Origin of the sequence: Salinicola halophilus (assembly GCF_003206155.1) — a bacterium.
Taxonomy (GTDB): domain Bacteria; phylum Pseudomonadota; class Gammaproteobacteria; order Pseudomonadales; family Halomonadaceae; genus Salinicola; species Salinicola halophilus.
Genome location: NZ_PZJV01000006.1, coordinates 539,466 through 556,127 on the forward strand (window position 1 = coordinate 539,466; position 16,662 = coordinate 556,127).

The following is a 16,662-nucleotide window of genomic DNA, read 5'->3' on the forward strand; positions in this document are numbered from 1 at the left end:
AAAGCTCGTCAGGCATTGGCGGTACGGGGTTCGGGGGTGAGCGTCTGGGTGTGCAGCGTCTGGCCGTCGCTGTCTTTCAGTCGCACCGTCAGCGACTCGCTCTCGCCGTCGAGATCCACCTGGCCGAAGAACTGATAGCCCGCCGAGGGCGGCAGGTTCGATTGGCCTTCGGGCGGAGCCTTGTGAAAGACGACTTCGGGGCCGAAGGTCGCATCCATCTCGCTGGGGCCGAAGGTGCCGGCGTGGAGCGGGCCACTGACGAACTCCCAGAAGGGCTTGAAGCGTTTGAACGCGGCGCGCTCCGGGGCGTAGTGATGCGCGGCGGTGTAGTGCACGTCGGCGGTGAACCAGACCACGTTGGCGATATCGTCGTCGCGAATCGCCTGCAGCAGCCGGGCGATCTCCAGCTCGCGGCCGAGCGGTTGACCGTCGTCACCGTTGGCGATCGCCTCGAAGTGATCGCCGTCCGGTACCACCATGCCGATGGGCATGTCGGCGGCGATGATCTTCCAGGTCGCGGTGGAGTCTTTCAGCGCTCGGCGCAGCCAGCGAAACTGGTTGTCGCCGAGAAACGCCGTCGCCGCCGAGGCGTCCGGCTGCCGGTTGGGACTGTTGGGGCCGCGATAGCTGCGCATGTCGAGCATGAAGACTTCCATCCCCGGGCCGTAGGCGAAGCGCCGGTAGAGGCACTGCGGTGCCTCGGGGGGCATGCGGATCGGCATGTACTCGACGAACGCCTGTCGGGCGCGAGCCGAGAGCAGCGCCACGTTCTTCTCGGTGTAGCGGTCGTCGTCGAGAAGCTCCTGCGGGTACCAGTTGTTGACCGTCTCGTGGTCGTCCCACTGCGCCAGCATGGGCACCTCGGCGGCGAAACGGCGGAAGTTGGCATCGAGATGGTTGTAGGCGTGCTGGCCGCGGTACTCGGCCAGCGTCTCCGCGACCTTCTGCTTGGCCGGCGTGACGACGTTGCGCCAGACGCCGCCGTCGCCCAGCGCAACCGTCGATTCGAGCGGGCCGTCGGCGTAGACGCTGTCGCCGGAGTGGATGAAGAAATCCGGCTGGACCTTACGCATCGTTTCCCAGGTGCGCATGCCGCCGCGGGATTCGTCGATGCCCCAACCCTGACCGACCACGTCGCCGGACCAGACGAAACGCAGATTGCGAGGTGCGGTCGGCGGCAGGCGAAGCTGTCCCATGACCGGCTCGCTCAGCGCGCGCTCGTCACCGTAGGCCGCGAAGCGCACGCGGTAGTGGACCTGCTCCATGCCGCCGAGACCGGTGGCATCGATCTTGCCGATCAGATCGTTACCGGGCAGGACGTCGACGGGCGCCAGCCGACGTGCGCGGCGAAACTCGGGGTTGTCGGCGACCTCGACCCACAGGCGCGAGGGCCGGCTCGACCGGCCCCAGAGCATGGCGCGATCAAACAGGACATCGCCGCTCATCACGCCGCCTTCGACCCTTGGCCGGCGCCCTTCGGCGAGCACGATCGCCGGCGCGCCGAGAAGCCCGAGCCCGGCGACCCCCGCCCCGAGCTGCCCGCTGGTGGTCAGAAAACGACGTCGTGTCAGTGAACCGTTCGGCGATGCCATGATGGTCTCCTCTCACGCAGATCGACGGGTGGCGAAGAGAGGAGACTAGTGGCGGTCGATGACGCTGCCATGAAGTGTCGAGCACAAAACGGTCACCGACTGTCAACGAACGGCAATGGCGAGGTGCCGGTTCACGACGGCGTGGATCAGGCATCGACGGTTCAGACGGTCGTGTCACGCGCTGGCTGGGCTTCGACGGCGGCGTCGGCAGTGACCTCGGCGTAGGTGGGATAGTCGATGTAGCCGACGTCGGTGCCGCCGTACATCGTCGCCGGGTCGACCTCGTTCAGCGGCCAGCCGTGATAGAGCCGTTTGGGCAGGTCCGGGTTGGCGATGAAGGGACGTCCGAAGGCGAAGAGATCGCCGTAGCCCTGCTCGCGCATCCACAGCGCTTTTTCCGGGGTGTAGCGCCCGGCGTAGAGCAGGCGCCCGGAGAAGGTCTCGCGCACGGCCCGGTAGAAGGTCTCCGGCAGGTCCGGCGCGTTGTTCCAGTCCGCTTCGGCCAGCGACACGTAGGCGACACCTGCCTGCTCGAGCCGCTCGATGGCGGTGACGTAGGTGGTGTGCGGGTCGCTCTCGACCAGCCCCAGATAGACGCGATCCTCTTCGGTGCTCTCGAACAGCGGCGAGAAGCGCACGCCGACCCGCTCGGGGCCGAACACGCCGGCCACCGCTTCGACGATCTCCTCCAGAAAGCGCAGGCGATTGTCGAGGCTGCCGCCGTAGCGGTCGGTGCGCGTATTGGTGTGCTCGGAGATGAACTGGTTGACCAGATAGCCGTTGGCGCAGTGCAGCTCGACGCCGTCGAAGCCCGCCGCCAGGGCGTTGCGCGCGGCCTGGGCGTAGCGTGCTACCAGGTCTTCGACGCCGGCGGTGGTCAGCGCCTCGGGCTCGCTCGGCGCGGTCAGCATGCCTTCGCCCGGTGCCGTCTCGACGAACACGCTGACCGAGTCGGCGCGAATCGCCGACGGCGCGATCGGTGCCTTGCCGCCCGGCTGCAGCGAGCAGTGCGAGACCCGGCCGACGTGCCAGAGCTGGGAGAAGATCACCCCGTCACGGGCGTGAACGGCCTCGGTCACCGCTTTCCAGCCCTCGATCTGCGCCTGCGAGTGGATGCCCGGCGTCCAGGCGTAGCCCTGCCCCCGCGGTTCGATCTGCGTGCCCTCGGTGACCATGAAGCCGGCACCGGCGCGCTGGGCGTAGTACTCGATCATCCACGCGTTGGGAACGTTGCCCGGCTGGCTGCTGCGCGAGCGCGTCAGCGGCGGCATCACGATGCGGTTTCTCAGGGTGAACGGCCCTAGGCGGACCGGTTCGAACAGTGCTGCGTTATCCATTGCCTTCCCACTCATGTCGTCGTGTCGGCGATGCGTGTCGCCGCGTCTCGGTCGAATTCGATGGGGGGAGGGTAGGGAGTTGGCGCTACCATTAGAAACAATGCTTCATTGTTAAGGTTACCAATATGAGTGGTGATGGCGGGAAGGGTGAAGACGTGGAAGGTGAAGGCGACAAAGCTGAAAGAAAAAAAGGCGCAGGCGGCCGAGAGGCAAGCGGGAACGAGGAACGCGAGAAAGGCGACGGCATTCGGCAGCCCGCCGGGAGCGCACGCCGCGCCGGGCGACTCAACCGGCTCGACCTGAAGCAGCTGCGGGTGCTGCAGGCGCTGCTGCGCGAGCGCAATCTGTCCCGCGTCGCCGCCGACATGGGCCTGACCCAGCAGGCGATCAGCGAACAGCTGCGCAAGCTGCGGGAACTGTTCGACGACCGGCTCTTTCTGCGCCAGGGCAACGGCATGACCGCCACGCCGCTGGCGCTCGAGCTCGGTGAGCGCGTCGACCGAATTCTTCGGGAGATCGATGCGCTGCTGGCGCCGAGCGAATTCACCCCGGCGACCTACCAGGGCGTGGTAACGCTCAGCGCGACCGACTATGCGATGCAGGCGATCCTGCCGGCGTTTCTGCGCGAAGTGCGTCAGCAGGCGCCGTTTCTCAAGCTGATCGTGCAGCCCTTCGAGACCGACCGCGTCGAGCACAAGCTGATGTCGGGAGAGCTCGATCTGGCGCTCTCGTTCCCGGATTTTCTGCCGGACTCGCTGCCCTATCTCACGCTCTTCGACGATCGCCACGTCTGCGTCGCCAGCCCCTGCTCGCCGCTGCACGGGCGGACGCTGTCGATCGCCGAAGTCGCTGCGCTGCCACAGCTGGTGGTCTCGCCGTCGCGGTCGGCGCTCAAGGGTTCTCACGATCAGTGGTTCGAAAGCCAGGGGCTCGAGCGGCACATCGTCATGTCCGTGCCGACCTTCAAGGCGGCGCCGGACGTGCTCTATACCACCGACCTGATCGCCTTCTATCCCGCGCGGCTGCTGCCCAACCCCAAGGTGACGCCGCTCACCACCGACTTCGCCACGCCGACCTTCGAAGTCGCCGTCGCCTGGCACCCGCGCACCCGGGAGAGCGCGATTCACCGGTGGATGATCGAGAAGCTCGAGCGCATCACGCAAACGTGATCGGGCAAGGGCCGCTGTCACGGCACGGGTTGGCGGGAAACCGTCAGCGAGCGCCGGCGGGCCGAGCTTCGGGAGAGTAGCCGTCGACCTGCTCGATACGCGCTTGAACGCTTGCGTGCATCAGCGCATTCGGCGGGTAGGTGCGACGCGCGACGCCCAGCAGAAGCCACGGGCCCGAGGCTTTCTGATGCAGCTCGCCCGCGGGGTCGCCGTCGAGGGCATCGATGGCGCCGGCCTCGAGCTTCAGCCCCGCGTCCGCGGCCCGCTTCAGCAGCCAGCGCAGAGTGATATCCGGCAGTCCGCGCTCGGGGTACATGCCGCCGATATCGCCGTGGCTGCCGGCGAACCAGCGCTGCTCGACGGTCTGCCCTGCATGGCACTGGCTCTCGTCCCAGGGGGTGGGCGAGAAGGGCCGGCGCTTCTCGTCCAGCGCCAGCGCATGGAAAGCGTAGCGAACGCCCGGGCTCAGGCGGCGGTCGTGGAACTTGTGCATCGCGATCAGCAGGCCTAGCGCGCCGACGGTATCCCACACCCCGACCATCCAGGGCTCGCAGGGGCGGGCGAAGGCGTCACGAAACCGGTCGAGCGTGGCGTCGTCGTCGCCGCGCAGATAGCGTCGAGTGACCTCGTGAATTTTGTCCGCATGCTGCGGCTCGACGATGCCGCAGCGATCGATCATAGACGCCAGCGAACGGGCGGTGAAGGCGCCGCGGCTGAAGCCGAACAGAAAGACGCGGTCGCCGGGTTCGTAGGTCTCGACCAGAAAGCGATACGCCGCTTCCATGTTCTGCTGAATGCCGTAGCCGAACGCCATCCCGAGCACGCGCCCCAGCAACCGGCCGACGTTCAGGCCGAAAAACGAGGCCGCAAAAGTCCCCACTCCAGGGCTGTAGAAAACCTGCTGCTGCGCCTCATCGTGCACGGCCGCGCGAAAGAGATGCACCACGTTGGTGTTGACGCGGCTGAACTGCTGATTGGTGCCGTCGCAGCAGACGACGAGATTCCTGCCCATGAACCACGCTCCCCGATTCGAGACCTCCCTCGTCCCGAGAGAGCCAGCGTGGGAGGGTAGTGGCGCCAGGCGGCGGCGAACATAACCCAGGTTCTGAACGGGCGCGGTGCCGAGGGGGCGACAAGCGACAGCGCCCACTCGACGGTGGGCGCTGTAGAGAACGTGATGACGCGGTCATCAGCGCCCGGCTTGCTTGGCGCGCCAGGCGTGAAGCTTTCTGTAGCTCTCGATCAGGCGCTGGTGCCGGTCGATGCCGTCCAGTTCGCTGTTGGTAGGCGTGAGGCCGTGGAAGCGTACGTCGCCGTTGACCGAGCCGACGGCGGCGTTGATCTTCTCCTCGCCGAACATGCGGGTGAGGTTGCGCTGGTAGTCGGCGAAGTCGAGATCGTCATCCAGTGCGATCTCCAGCACCGCCGAGAGCGCCTGATAGAACAGGCCGCGGTCGCGGGTGTTGTCGTTGAACTGCAGGAACATCTGCGCGCGGTCCAGCGCGTCCTCGTACTGGCCCAGCGCCAGGCTGATCAACAGCTTCAGCTCGGCGATGGTCAGCTCCGACCACACCGTGTTGTCGTCGAACTCGATGCCGATCAGCGTGACGATCTTCATCTGCTCGTCGAGCTCGCTCTCCTCCAGTCGCGTGAGCAGGTCGGCGAGCGCCTCGTCCTCCAGCGCATGCAGGTTGAGAATCTCGTCGCGGTAATTGAGCGCCATGTTGGTGTTGTCCCACACCAGATCCTCCACCGGATAGACCTCGGAGTAGCCCGGCACCAGGATGCGACAGACCGGCGCGCCGAGGTCTTCATGAATGGCGACGTAGGCTTCCAGCCCTTCCGCTTCGAGGATGCCAAACAGATTGGCGGTCTCTTCCGCGGTCGTGCCGGAGAAGTCCCACTCGACGAAGTCGACATCGGCGCTGTCGCTGAAGAAGCGCCAGGAGACGACCCCGGAGGAGTCGATGAAGTGCTCGACGAAGTTGTTGGGCTCCGCCACCGCCTGGGAGTTGAAGGTCGGCGCCGGCAGGTCGTCCATGCCTTCGAAGCTGCGCCCCTGCAGCAGCTCGGTGAGGCTGCGCTCGATGGCGACCGAAAGGCTGGCGTGGGCGCCGAAGGAGGCGAAGACGCCGCCGGTGCGCGGATTCATCAGCGTCACGCAGGCGACCGGAAAACGCCCGCCCAACGAGGCATCCTTCACCAGCACCGGAAAGCCCTGCGCTTCCAGCGCCTTCACGCCCTCGACGATGGACGGGTATTGCGCCAGCACGGCGTCCGGTACGTCCGGCAGGGCGATCTCCTCTTCCAGAATCTGGCGCTTCACCGCCCGCTCGAAGATCTCCGAGAGGCACTGCACCTGAGCTTCGGCAATGGTGTTGCCGGCACTCATGCCGTTGCTGAGATAGAGATTCTCGATCAGGTTCGAGGGGAACCACACCGTCTCGCCGTCGGAGCGGCGAGTGAACGGCAGTGAGACGATGCCGCGGTCGGCGCGTCCGGAGTTAGTATCGAACAGATGCGAGCCTCTGAGCTCGCCCTCCGGGTCGAAGAGTGCGCGGCAGTGATCGTCGAGAATCTCCGCCGGCAGCGCGTCATTCGGCCCCGGCTGGAACCAGCGCTCGTTGGGATAGTGGACGAACTCGGCATCGGCGATCTCGCGGCCGAAGAACTGGTCGTTATAGAAGAAGTTGCAGGAGAGGCGCTCGATGAACTCGCCCAGTGCCGAGCAGAGCGCGGCTTCCTTGGTCACGCCCTTGCCGTTGGTGAAGCACATTGGGGATGCCGCATCGCGAATGTGCAGCGACCAGACGTGGGGCACGATGTTGCGCCAGGAGGCGATCTCGATCTTCATGCCGAGCCGCTCGAGGATGCCGGTCATGTTGGCGATGGTCTGCTCCAGCGGCAGATCCTTGCCTTCGATCCAGGTGGCCTCGCTGGCGTCTTTGTCGAGAGAGCCGCCCATCAGCAGCGCCTGGGCGTCCTCGTCGATGTTGTCCACCGCCTCGATCTGGAACTCGGGGTTGTTCTGGATCACCCGCTTGACCGAGCAGCGCTCGATGGAGCGCAGAATGCCGGTACGGTCCTTGTCCGAGATATCCGCCGGCAGCTCGATCTGAATGCGGAACACCTGGTTGTAGCGGTTTTCCGGGTCGACGATGTTGTTCTGGGAGAGCCGAATGTTCTCGGTGGGGATCTCGCGCGCGTTGCAATACACGCGCACGAAGTAGGCCGCGCAGAGCACCGTGGAGGCGAGGAAGTAGTCGAACGGCCCCGGCGCCGAGCCGTCGCCCTTGTAGCGGATCGGCTGGTCGGTGAGCACCGTGAAGTCGTCGAACTTCGCCTCCTGGCGGAGGTTGTCGAGATAGTTGACCTTGATTTCCATGGGGTAGACCGGGTTGGCAAGTGGCAGGGCTGCGCGAGCGCGCGAGCCGGATGGCGGCCATTATCCGGGTTTGGGGAGGATGTGTCTTGGGAAGGATCCCGCATCGGCAGCTGTCGGGATGACTAGGGCAGAGCGACATCTACGCCTTGATATCTTCACGGTCATCTCCGGGGGATTGGCAAACCGATCAAACGAAGGGCCCGTTCAGCGCAGTGCTGAATCGGGCCCTCCATCGGTTCTCCATCATGGAACCGCCAGCATGTAACAGCCGAAGCTAGTGCCGCTATTGTGACAGATCGATGATCGCGCAGCCGTAGCCTTCCAGTGTCAGGGAACCGTCAACTCTTTGACCGCTCAAAAGATCCATGCCGGGAGCGAGAGAAGCGATACGCTGTTCAACATATTCCGTATTCATGAGGAACAAAAGCGCCTTGCCCTCCTTCTCTCGCAGGGTCACGTCGATGCCCTGCGGAAGATCAGGGATCAGTGGTTCGACTTTCCCGTTCGCCATGACCCAGTCAGTGAGACGCTCTGCCAGCTCGTCGGTCATATAGGTGCCGACGTAGAGGATCTGACCCTCACCGATCTGACGGCGCGTTATGGCCGCACGCCCTTCCAGGAAGCGATTGGACCAGCGGGCCAGCACGTCGACATCGCTTGAGGGATCGAGGATTTCATAGCAGTGACCGGCGGTGAGCTCCTGGCCCTCGAACTCGAAACGATAGCGACGCTGTGAGGCCTCCGTGGGACGCGCCGTCGTGGTGAACTCCCCATGAGGCGTCGGCGCGCGGCCCATGAGAGCCTCCTGATCCGGCGCTGCGAGAGGGCCAAACTCCTCGACCTGCACACCGGTCAGGGCAGTGAGTGTCTCGCCGGGCGCCGGCACCCGTATGACATGGTTGTCGGTATTCCGGGAGCCGGTACGCGCCCCGATGATTACGGTGCCACCAGCCCTGGCAAACTGCTCAAGACGTTCACTCCATTCATCCTTCCACATGAGCCAGTGCGGCACATAGAAGACCTTCAGACGCTCGAGCGCGTCCTCGGGATGGATAAAGCCTGCCGCAATGCCGCGCTGGAAGCAGGCGCGGTGCAGCAGGATGGCGTCATCATGAGGAGATGGAAAACCAATGGGGTAGCTTTTATGGGCAATGTCATTGTCGAACTCGGCGCTGGCGATGCCGATATCGATACGCACGGTGGTGCCAAGGGTGTGCTCGGCCACCTTATGGATTTCAGCGCCAATCTGTTTGACCTCCTCGAATCGGCGCCGGGGGATATTGTCGTGATCGATAATCCCCATCCAGTATATTTCGGCACCGAAATGGGCCGGACGCCAGCGGAAGAACATCAGTCCGTCGGCCCCATGCGCGATGGAGGAAAACGCCATGCGGCGCATTTCACCGGGTTCAGGCGTTAAAGTGGAAAAATCCACCTGGCTGCCGAAACCAGACTGCTGCTCGGGCACAATGAAGTTGCCGGCATAGCCACGGCACAGATCGAGCTGACTTGCCTGCATATAGGCATGCCCTCCGATGCGGGCTTTTTCCTCATGCAGGAACGGGTAGACATCGTAGCCGACAAAATCGAGATCACTGGCAAATCCGTTGCGGAAATCGACGTTCTCAAGCTTGCCCATATTGTGAAAAACGAACCAGTCGGCGTTGGTCTGGCGCAGGATTTCAACCTGATCGCGCTGAAACTGCATGGTCGTATGCGCCAGAAAACGGTGATAGTCCTGAACGTGACCCGGGCTGCAGTGTACGGGCGCGTTGGGAAGCGGCAAAACGACCTGATCAAAACCACGGTAGGCCGTTGCCCAGAAATCGCCCCCCCATGCCGCGTTGAGTGATTCGATGCTTCGATACTTGCGCTCGCAAAAGCTCTGAAACTCGGCCCGAGCAGCATCGGAATAAGACTCGGACATACTGGTGTTCAACTCGTTGTCCGTCTGCCAGCCAATCACGTTGGGATTATCGCGATAGTGTTCTGCCATCGCCCGTGTAATTCGGCGTGAAAACTCGCGAAACAACGGATGGATGGTGTCAGCGTGTTGTCGAGAGCCATGACTCATCTGTCGGCCATTTTTATCAACACGCAACACTTCAGGATATTTCGCTGTAAGCCATCGAGGCGGGGTGGCCGTCGGGGTGCACAAAATCGTCTTGATGCCGGCGTTTGCGAGAACATCGATGGCCCGGTCAAAAAGGCTGAAATCGTAAACGCCTTCACATGGCTCAAACAGGTGCCATGCGAACTCACCCATCCGAACGGTATTGAAACCGCACGCTACCATTCTTTCAACGTCCTGCTGCCACCAGCTTTCCTCGATGTGTTCGGGATAGTGCGGCACCCCGAAGAGAAAAGTATTCGTATCGATCGGCCGCCAGGCCGATAGCTTCCTTTCCGAATTATCATTCATGCTTCACTGACCTCATGGACGGGGCTTTTTTCAGTATCCCGATTCGGCGTCATCGTCATGCCATCGGCGTTGAACAGATAAATGTCTTCGGCATCAAAGCCAATGTGGATATCGTCATCTCGCGACATCGCCGATTTACGATCGACCTGGATGGTCAAATGCCCCAGTCCATTTTCGGATTCGATGGCCCTGATGCTGCCCGTATCGACGTAGGCAATCACTTCCCTGCCCAACTGCTCTACCAGCTCGACTCTGGCCGGTAATTGATGGCTGCGCTGACGCCCGACCGAGATTTCTTCTGGACGAATTCCCAGCGTTACCGTGTCCCCCCTGCTGACGCCAACCCCATGTCTTCTGGCAACTCGAATGTCATCAAGACCTTCAAGAGCGACCACAATTTGATCGTCATTCACCTCGGTGACACTGGCCTCAATGAAGTTCATCCGTGGTGATCCCAGAAACCCGGCCACAAAACGGTTGACGGGATTGGTATAAAGCTCGATCGGTGACCCCACCTGCTCAATGACGCCGCTGTTCATCAGCACGATGCGCGTGGCCATCGTCATCGCTTCCACCTGATCGTGCGTCACGTAGACCATCGTTGCATCGAGGCGGCGGTAAAGCTGACCAATTTCGACGCGCATTTGCGTACGCAGCGCGGCATCAAGGTTGGACAGTGGCTCATCGAACAGAAAAACGGCGGGGGAACGAGTGATGGCCCGCCCGATGGCGACACGCTGGCGCTGGCCGCCGGAAAGCTGTTTGGGACGCATATCGAGATAGTCGGTGATTCTGAGGATGCTGGCGGCATGCTCGACGGCTTCCCTGATCTGCTGTTTTGGATGACCCGCCATACGCAGCCCGAACCCCATGTTTTCAGCCACGGTCATGTGGGGATAAAGCGCATAGGATTGAAACACCATGGCGATATCCCGATCACCAGGCTCGGAGCGGGTAACGTCGTGTTCACCAATAAGGATTCGGCCGGCATCTACCGAGGTCAGGCCCGCGATCGTCTTGAGCAGAGTGGACTTGCCACATCCTGAAGGCCCCACAACAACGATGAATTCCTTTTCCGATGACTTGAAACCGACATTTTTCAACACCTCTCGTCCTTCATAGCACTTTGAAATGTTGCTGATTTCCAGGTTGCTCATACCTTTTTGCTCCCGTCGATATACCGTGATGGCCGCTTTAGTCCTGGGATCATCCCTTCACAGCGCCCATCGTTAATCCACGAATAAAATGGCGCTGCATCAAAAAGAACATGACCACCGGTGGAATCGCGATAGCGATCGTGGCAGCGGAAATCAGGCTCCAGTTCGCCACATACTGTCCCTTGAGATTATCGAGCCCGGCCGTTACCGGTTTGACGGCATCACTCGGCGTTAGTACCACCGCCCAGAAGTAGTCGTTCCAGATAAAGGTGAACGCCAGGATGGCAAGCGCTGCCAACGCCGGGCGCACCAGGGGGATGACCACATGAATCAGGGTTTGCAGGGGTGAGGCGCCCTCGGAGCGCGCCGCCTCGAAAAGCTCATCAGGCAATGAGGCAATGAAATTGCGCATGAAAAGGGTCGCGAAGCCGGTCTGAAACGCCACGTGAAATATGATAAGCGCGAGGTAGCTGTTGTAGATCCCCAGCGAAATCGTCAGGTCGCGCACCGGAATCATCATGATTTGAAACGGCAGGAAGTTGCCACCGATGAAAATGGCAAACAAAAGCGTATTGCCACGAAAGCGATAGCGTGACAGTACGTAGCCCGTCAGCGTGCTCAGTACCAGAACCCCAATGACCGAAGGTATCGTGATCACAAGACTGTTAAAAAAGTACCGCCCCATCGGCGTCTGCGTGAACACTTCCGTGTAGTTTTTGACGAGGTCAAATCCGGAGGGCCATCCCCAGTAGTTGCCCACGGCGGCATCAGAGGCAGGTCTAACAGACGTTAGAATGACCGCCCCCAGCGGCAAGAGCCACAGCATGAGAACAAGAGTGACCGCCGCAAGGTAGAGATACTTTTTCAGGACATCGTCTTTTGAAATCTGTCGGGGATACATTACGCGCCCTCCTTTTCCATACGCAGCATTCTCCAGAGATACCAGCTGATAAAGACCACCATAATGGCGAAAAGGACGCTGGCGATGGCCGCACCGTATCCAAATCGATAGGCCTGTATGGACTGGCTGTACATCTGATAGGCAAGCACGTTCGAGGAACCGAAGGGGCCGCCGGAGGTCATCACCGAGATCATGTCAAAGGACCTCAGAGCGCCAATGACGGTGACGGCAATCGCAATGAAATTGACCTGACGAAGCTGGGGCAGGATGACGTACCACAGCATTTTCCAGCCTCTGGCATTATCCACGCGGGCCGCCTCGATCTGGCTTTCGTCCAGATTATTCAGGCCTGCCATGAACAAAATTACGCAAAAGGAGACCTGCGGCCACAGCGCCGCGAAGACGACAGCCAGCGTGACCCACCTGGGATCGGACAGGAGGGCCGGCGCAGTGGCGCCCATTGCCTCAAAGAAAAGTGCCAGCAATCCGCTTGAGGGGTCATAAAACCAGGTAAAGACCACACCGACGGCCACCTGCGACATCACCAGAGGCATAAAAAACAGGGATTTGACGATTCGCATGCCGCGAATCTGTTGATTGATAAGCAGCGCAAAGAACAGGCCCAGCGGGGGCGCCAGCATGAAGACAGCCAGCCAGATGATGTTATTGCGCAATGAAATATAGAACTGGGGATCGTCGAGCATCTCGATATAGTTACCGAGCCCGATCCACTGCATCTCGTCAAAGCCATCCCACTGAAAAAAGCTGATCCAGAGACTCTGTACGGAAGATCCGACAATGACTATCCCGAACAGGATGATGCCGGGGGCTATAAAAAAAGCAGGCCAGAGCCAGGACCGATTACGTCGCCATATGGTCATCACGATAGATACCCATGTCGTTAGCCGATATTAAAAAGAGTTCCCGAGAGACTCAGGTTGAAGTCGTCACGCGAGTACGAATGCGGTCCAGCTCATGTCGAATTTCCTTACCCTGTGATGGATAGACGCTGAATTTCTGAAACCCCTTGAGCCCTGCCCATGCCATGGCCGGATGAGTGTCGCGATCAAAATATTGAGCGCTGCCGGCGGACGCTCGCAGAAGTCCCGTAGCCGTTTTTGTCAGCGGATCGTCGGGCACGGGCATGTCATTGCGAGGCGGTACGGTACCGATGGGCGCCAAAAATCTTGCCAGAACGTCCGGCTGGTAGAAGTAGGCCAGAAATTCCCTGGCGAGCGCCTTTTGCTGAGCACGCTGCGGGATATGGATGGAGTTGGAGGAGAAGTCTTCGTAGGGCCCGACCGAGGCGTCGTAAGTGGGAAAGCGAATCAATTTGAGCTCCCCCTCCTGACCCGGTGGCATCACACTTTGCAGGAAGGTACTCAGATCCATCATGGCGGCCTTTTTTCGAGCCAGAAACGCCGCGGCCTGCTGCCAGGCGTAAGACGTGCCGTGATCCAGGAAAAAGTCCTGCTGAATCATGTCTCGCCACTGATCGAAAACCGGATCAAATATCGTATCGGAATAGGCGACCCGGCCCTCCATCAGCGCCATGTGCGTTTCGAGACCGTTGATGCGCAGATTTAGATGGTCAAACCAGCCGGCTGCAGGCCATTGGTCTTTCGTTCCCATGGCAACAGGCACAAGCCCCTGCGCCTTGGCTCTGTGGCAAGTGCGATAGAAGTCCTCGAACGTTTCGGGAGGCGTCAGGCCATGTTCACGAAAGACGTCTTCGCGATAAAAAAGCCCCCAGAACAGGCCGCCGACCGGCAGCCCATACTGGCGCCCATCAATGGAGACTGTATCGAGCAGGGGGCCCAGTGCCCGGTCAATGCCTTCGTGCTCGACAAGGTCGGATATATCTGAAAAAAGCCCCATTCCGACAAACTGGCGCATCCGCTGACCGGAGAACCAGAAACAGATGTCGGGCGGATCGGCCACCAAATAGTTGCGAATGGCCGTCTTGTTGGCTTCATGGGCGATATTATTGACAATGACTTCCGTGCCGGACTGACGTCCGAACTCTGCCGCTATGGCTTGAAACGCGGGGGCCTGCGCGGCATTCAGGTCGCTGATGATGACCAGCCTGCGAGGCTTCGCAATTGCCGGTGCGCGGAGACCGCAAAGAAGCAGACCTGCTCCCGCCCCGAGCGTCTGGATGACGCGTCGCCTTGTGACAGGGGTGTTGGCTTTGCTCATGACGGGAGTCTCCTCTTCGCCAGCGAATCGGGGTGACAACTCACCAGGCATACCGTAGGTCTGGAGGTCACCTGAAACTTACTTTTTTCATTGGATAAAATAAGTGCAACGAGAGCAATCAATCATTGGTCGAAGCAGCGATCGAGCGGCCAAGAGAAAGTTCATCATCAATGAGATCCGAAGGCTGGGGCAGCTAAGCAGAAGCGCTTTGGCTGAATCGACTGGACTTAGCCCGGCCACCGTGTCTTCCATCGTTTCAGAACTTCTGGAAGAAGACCTGGTCGTTGAAGACACCGCCTCGGTCAGCGCCGGGGGCCGAAGGCCCACCCCCATGCGAATTAACTACACCACACGCCTGGCCATTGGTATCAAGCTGAAATCCGACAGCATTGAATGCGTGCTCACGGACATGTCGACCGCCCCGATCGACAAGCTGACGACGGCGCTGCCATCGCTGGACCCCGAAGCCGTGTGCCAGATCTGTGCAGAAGCAATTGCACAGCTCATGGAGACCCAGGCAAGAGACACCAAGAATCTGATCGGGGTGGGTGTCTCTATTCCGGCTTTTGTCGACGCTGAAACAGGGGTTTGTAAAACAAGCCATCGCTTTGGCTGGAAGGACATTCACTTCGCCGGCATGCTGCAAAATAAACTGGGTATCAAGGTGAAAATCGAAGACGACAGTCACGCCTTCGCGCTGGCGCATGCACTTTTTGGCGTGGGGATTAATCACGCCTCATTTGCCACTGTCGCCGTCGGTGAAGGGATCAGTTATGAAATGATCCTCGATGGCAAACTGCATCGCGGTAATACCGGAGCGGCCGGAAAACTCGGCCACATGTGTCACGATCCACATGGCGCACGCTGCGAATGCGGTCGATACGGCTGCCTTCAGGTCAAAAATTCCATTTCCGGGATGCTGAGTACGCTGGACCTGAATGATCCGCAATGGTCCTTTCGCACTCGCCTGGACAGGCTTCTGGCCTGTCTTGCGTCAGGCGATGAAAAAGCAATGTCAACCGTCAGAGACGCAGGCCATACGGTCGGAAAATATCTTGCTGACATGACGGCCGTAACGGATGTCGATCCCGTTGTGATCGGCGGCGAAGTGGTAGAGCTTGGTGAGTATTTCTTTGACGCTTTCAACGAGGCACTGAACAGGTATTCACTCCATGGCCCCATACGCACTTACATCGACAATGAAGATAATTTCTGGAGCCGTGGCGCCGCTGCCCTGGTGACCCAGGAAGTCTTTGGTTTTTAACGACATCGATATGTTCATCGCCGTTCGCTATGTCACAGCGCAGAATGAATTTGTGCTGGGTGTGATTAATAATCCCTCTTCTACCGTTGGTCTTGACTGTTGATGGCCGCGACCGACTAGACGCCAAGCGAACCAACAGGGACCTAATTCGAGAGGCCAGCCAGTCGATTCCGTCTTAAAGTGCGTCGACGGTCATGGCACTCACGCCGAGCGCCAATCAGCTGGTGTCTCTGGCGAACGGGTTTCGTGCGGGGTTCGCGTCCGCGATGATCGGGCTCGCCGGCTGGCTGGCGCTGGAGAAGCGCCCCGGTTGAGCGGCGTTCAGAGGCCGGCGCCGGTTTCATGGTCACCGCGTTCCGTGACCACGGCATCGATCAGCGCGATGAAGTCGTCGAAGGCGGGATGGGTCAGGCTCGGCGAGTGGTGAATCTCCAGAATCGCCGGCGGTAGCGGTGGCAGGCCCTCTGCCTCTCCCAGCGCTCGCCAGTCGACGGGGAGCGAACGACGATCGGCGAGGGTGACGGCCTGGCCTCGATTGACGATGACGCGTAGCCCGCTCGGGCTCTGGCTGGTCGCGTCGAGGCGCCAGCTGCGATCGATATGCGCCAGCGCGGCGATCGCCCTGCGGCGATAGATGCACTGTTCGGGAAAGAGCGCGAGGGGAATCGGCCCCGCCGGTGGTAGCCGAAAGGTCTCGTGCGCGGCCCACACCACCTCTTCGGCCGCGACTTGGCGCCCACCGCTATCCTCGGCGTGCTGTACCGCCAGCACGATGTCCAACGCCCCTTGTTCCAGCTGTTCGAGCAGCTCCGTCGACATGCGGCAGTGAATGTGGACTCGTACCTCGGGGTGGGCGGCGCTGAAGCGTTCCAGCAGCGCAGGCAGCCAGGTGTCGGCGTAGTCTTCGGGCAGGCCGAATCGCAGCGTGATCGGTTGGACGCGACCCAGCGCCGAAAGCGCCTCGCGCTGCAACAGCAGCAGGCGCCGGGCGTAGATCAAGAACGTCTCGCCTTCGGCCGTCAGCGTCAGCTGGCGATGTCCGCGCTCGATCAGGCGCGCGTCGAGACGCGATTCCAGCGTACGGATACGCAGACTGATGGTGGACTGTGTCTTGTGCAGATGACGCGCGGCGGCGGTGAAGCCGCCGCTGTCGGCGACCGTCACGAAGGCGAGCAGCAGATCGCTGTCCAGACCCGGCGCGCCCAGGTTATCGGAAATGCCGATGGATGCCATTGG

Annotated in this window: 12 protein-coding genes; 2 read left to right on the plus strand and 10 right to left on the minus strand. The window is 61.0% G+C overall.

Features of this window, described 5'->3' with window-relative positions; genetic code table 11:
- Positions 1–8: 8 nt before the first annotated feature.
- Entirely contained in the window at positions 9–1,592 is a 1,584-nt protein-coding gene (locus DOM33_RS14260) for an alkaline phosphatase D family protein (RefSeq protein ID WP_110670075.1), read from the minus strand.
- A 161-nt stretch (positions 1,593–1,753) separates the two neighbouring features.
- Positions 1,754–2,929 (minus strand): alkene reductase, encoded by a 1,176-nt coding sequence (locus DOM33_RS14265; RefSeq protein ID WP_204352693.1) that lies wholly within the window; start codon positions 2,927–2,929, stop codon positions 1,754–1,756.
- A gap of 125 nt (positions 2,930–3,054) precedes the next feature.
- Here DOM33_RS14265 and DOM33_RS14270 point away from each other — a divergent pair, with 125 nt between their 5' ends.
- A complete protein-coding gene (locus DOM33_RS14270) occupies positions 3,055–4,098 on the plus strand; it encodes a LysR family transcriptional regulator (protein ID WP_110670079.1) in 1,044 nt (347 codons plus the stop codon).
- Positions 4,099–4,141: 43 nt separating this feature from the next.
- Here the strand turns inward: DOM33_RS14270 and DOM33_RS14275 are convergent, their stop codons facing one another.
- From DOM33_RS14275 to DOM33_RS14305, 7 genes are all read right to left on the minus strand, one after another.
- Positions 4,142–5,110 carry a DUF2235 domain-containing protein gene (locus tag DOM33_RS14275; RefSeq protein ID WP_110670081.1) on the minus strand — a complete coding sequence of 323 codons (969 nt, stop codon included), beginning with the start codon at positions 5,108–5,110 and terminating at the stop codon, positions 4,142–4,144.
- Positions 5,111–5,287: 177 nt separating this feature from the next.
- Positions 5,288–7,483, minus strand: a complete 2,196-nt coding sequence (locus DOM33_RS14280; RefSeq protein WP_110670083.1) for an OsmC domain/YcaO domain-containing protein — start codon at positions 7,481–7,483, stop codon at positions 5,288–5,290.
- Positions 7,484–7,766: 283 nt separating this feature from the next.
- Complete coding sequence (locus DOM33_RS14285) at positions 7,767–9,905, minus strand: beta-galactosidase (RefSeq protein WP_110670085.1); 2,139 nt, start codon at positions 9,903–9,905, stop codon at positions 7,767–7,769.
- Positions 9,902–11,062, minus strand: a complete 1,161-nt coding sequence (locus DOM33_RS14290) for an ABC transporter ATP-binding protein (RefSeq protein WP_110670087.1) — start codon at positions 11,060–11,062, stop codon at positions 9,902–9,904. The genes DOM33_RS14285 and DOM33_RS14290 overlap by 4 nt, the downstream gene beginning before the upstream one ends.
- Before the next feature lie 49 nt (positions 11,063–11,111).
- A complete protein-coding gene (locus DOM33_RS14295; protein ID WP_108841624.1) occupies positions 11,112–11,963 on the minus strand; it encodes a carbohydrate ABC transporter permease in 852 nt (283 codons plus the stop codon).
- A complete protein-coding gene (locus DOM33_RS14300; protein ID WP_204352708.1) occupies positions 11,963–12,844 on the minus strand; it encodes a carbohydrate ABC transporter permease in 882 nt (293 codons plus the stop codon). The genes DOM33_RS14295 and DOM33_RS14300 overlap by 1 nt, the downstream gene beginning before the upstream one ends.
- Before the next feature lie 52 nt (positions 12,845–12,896).
- Positions 12,897–14,162, minus strand: coding sequence for an ABC transporter substrate-binding protein (locus DOM33_RS14305; protein ID WP_110670091.1), 1,266 nt, complete (start codon positions 14,160–14,162; stop codon positions 12,897–12,899).
- 103 nt (positions 14,163–14,265) lie between these two features.
- On the opposite strand from DOM33_RS14305, the gene DOM33_RS14310 reads away from it, so the two are divergent.
- Entirely contained in the window at positions 14,266–15,426 is a 1,161-nt protein-coding gene (locus DOM33_RS14310; protein ID WP_110670093.1) for an ROK family transcriptional regulator, read from the plus strand.
- A gap of 321 nt (positions 15,427–15,747) precedes the next feature.
- Here the strand turns inward: DOM33_RS14310 and DOM33_RS14315 are convergent, their stop codons facing one another.
- Positions 15,748–16,659 carry a LysR substrate-binding domain-containing protein gene (locus tag DOM33_RS14315; RefSeq protein ID WP_110670095.1) on the minus strand — a complete coding sequence of 304 codons (912 nt, stop codon included), beginning with the start codon at positions 16,657–16,659 and terminating at the stop codon, positions 15,748–15,750.
- Between the last annotated feature and the right edge of the window lie 3 nt (positions 16,660–16,662).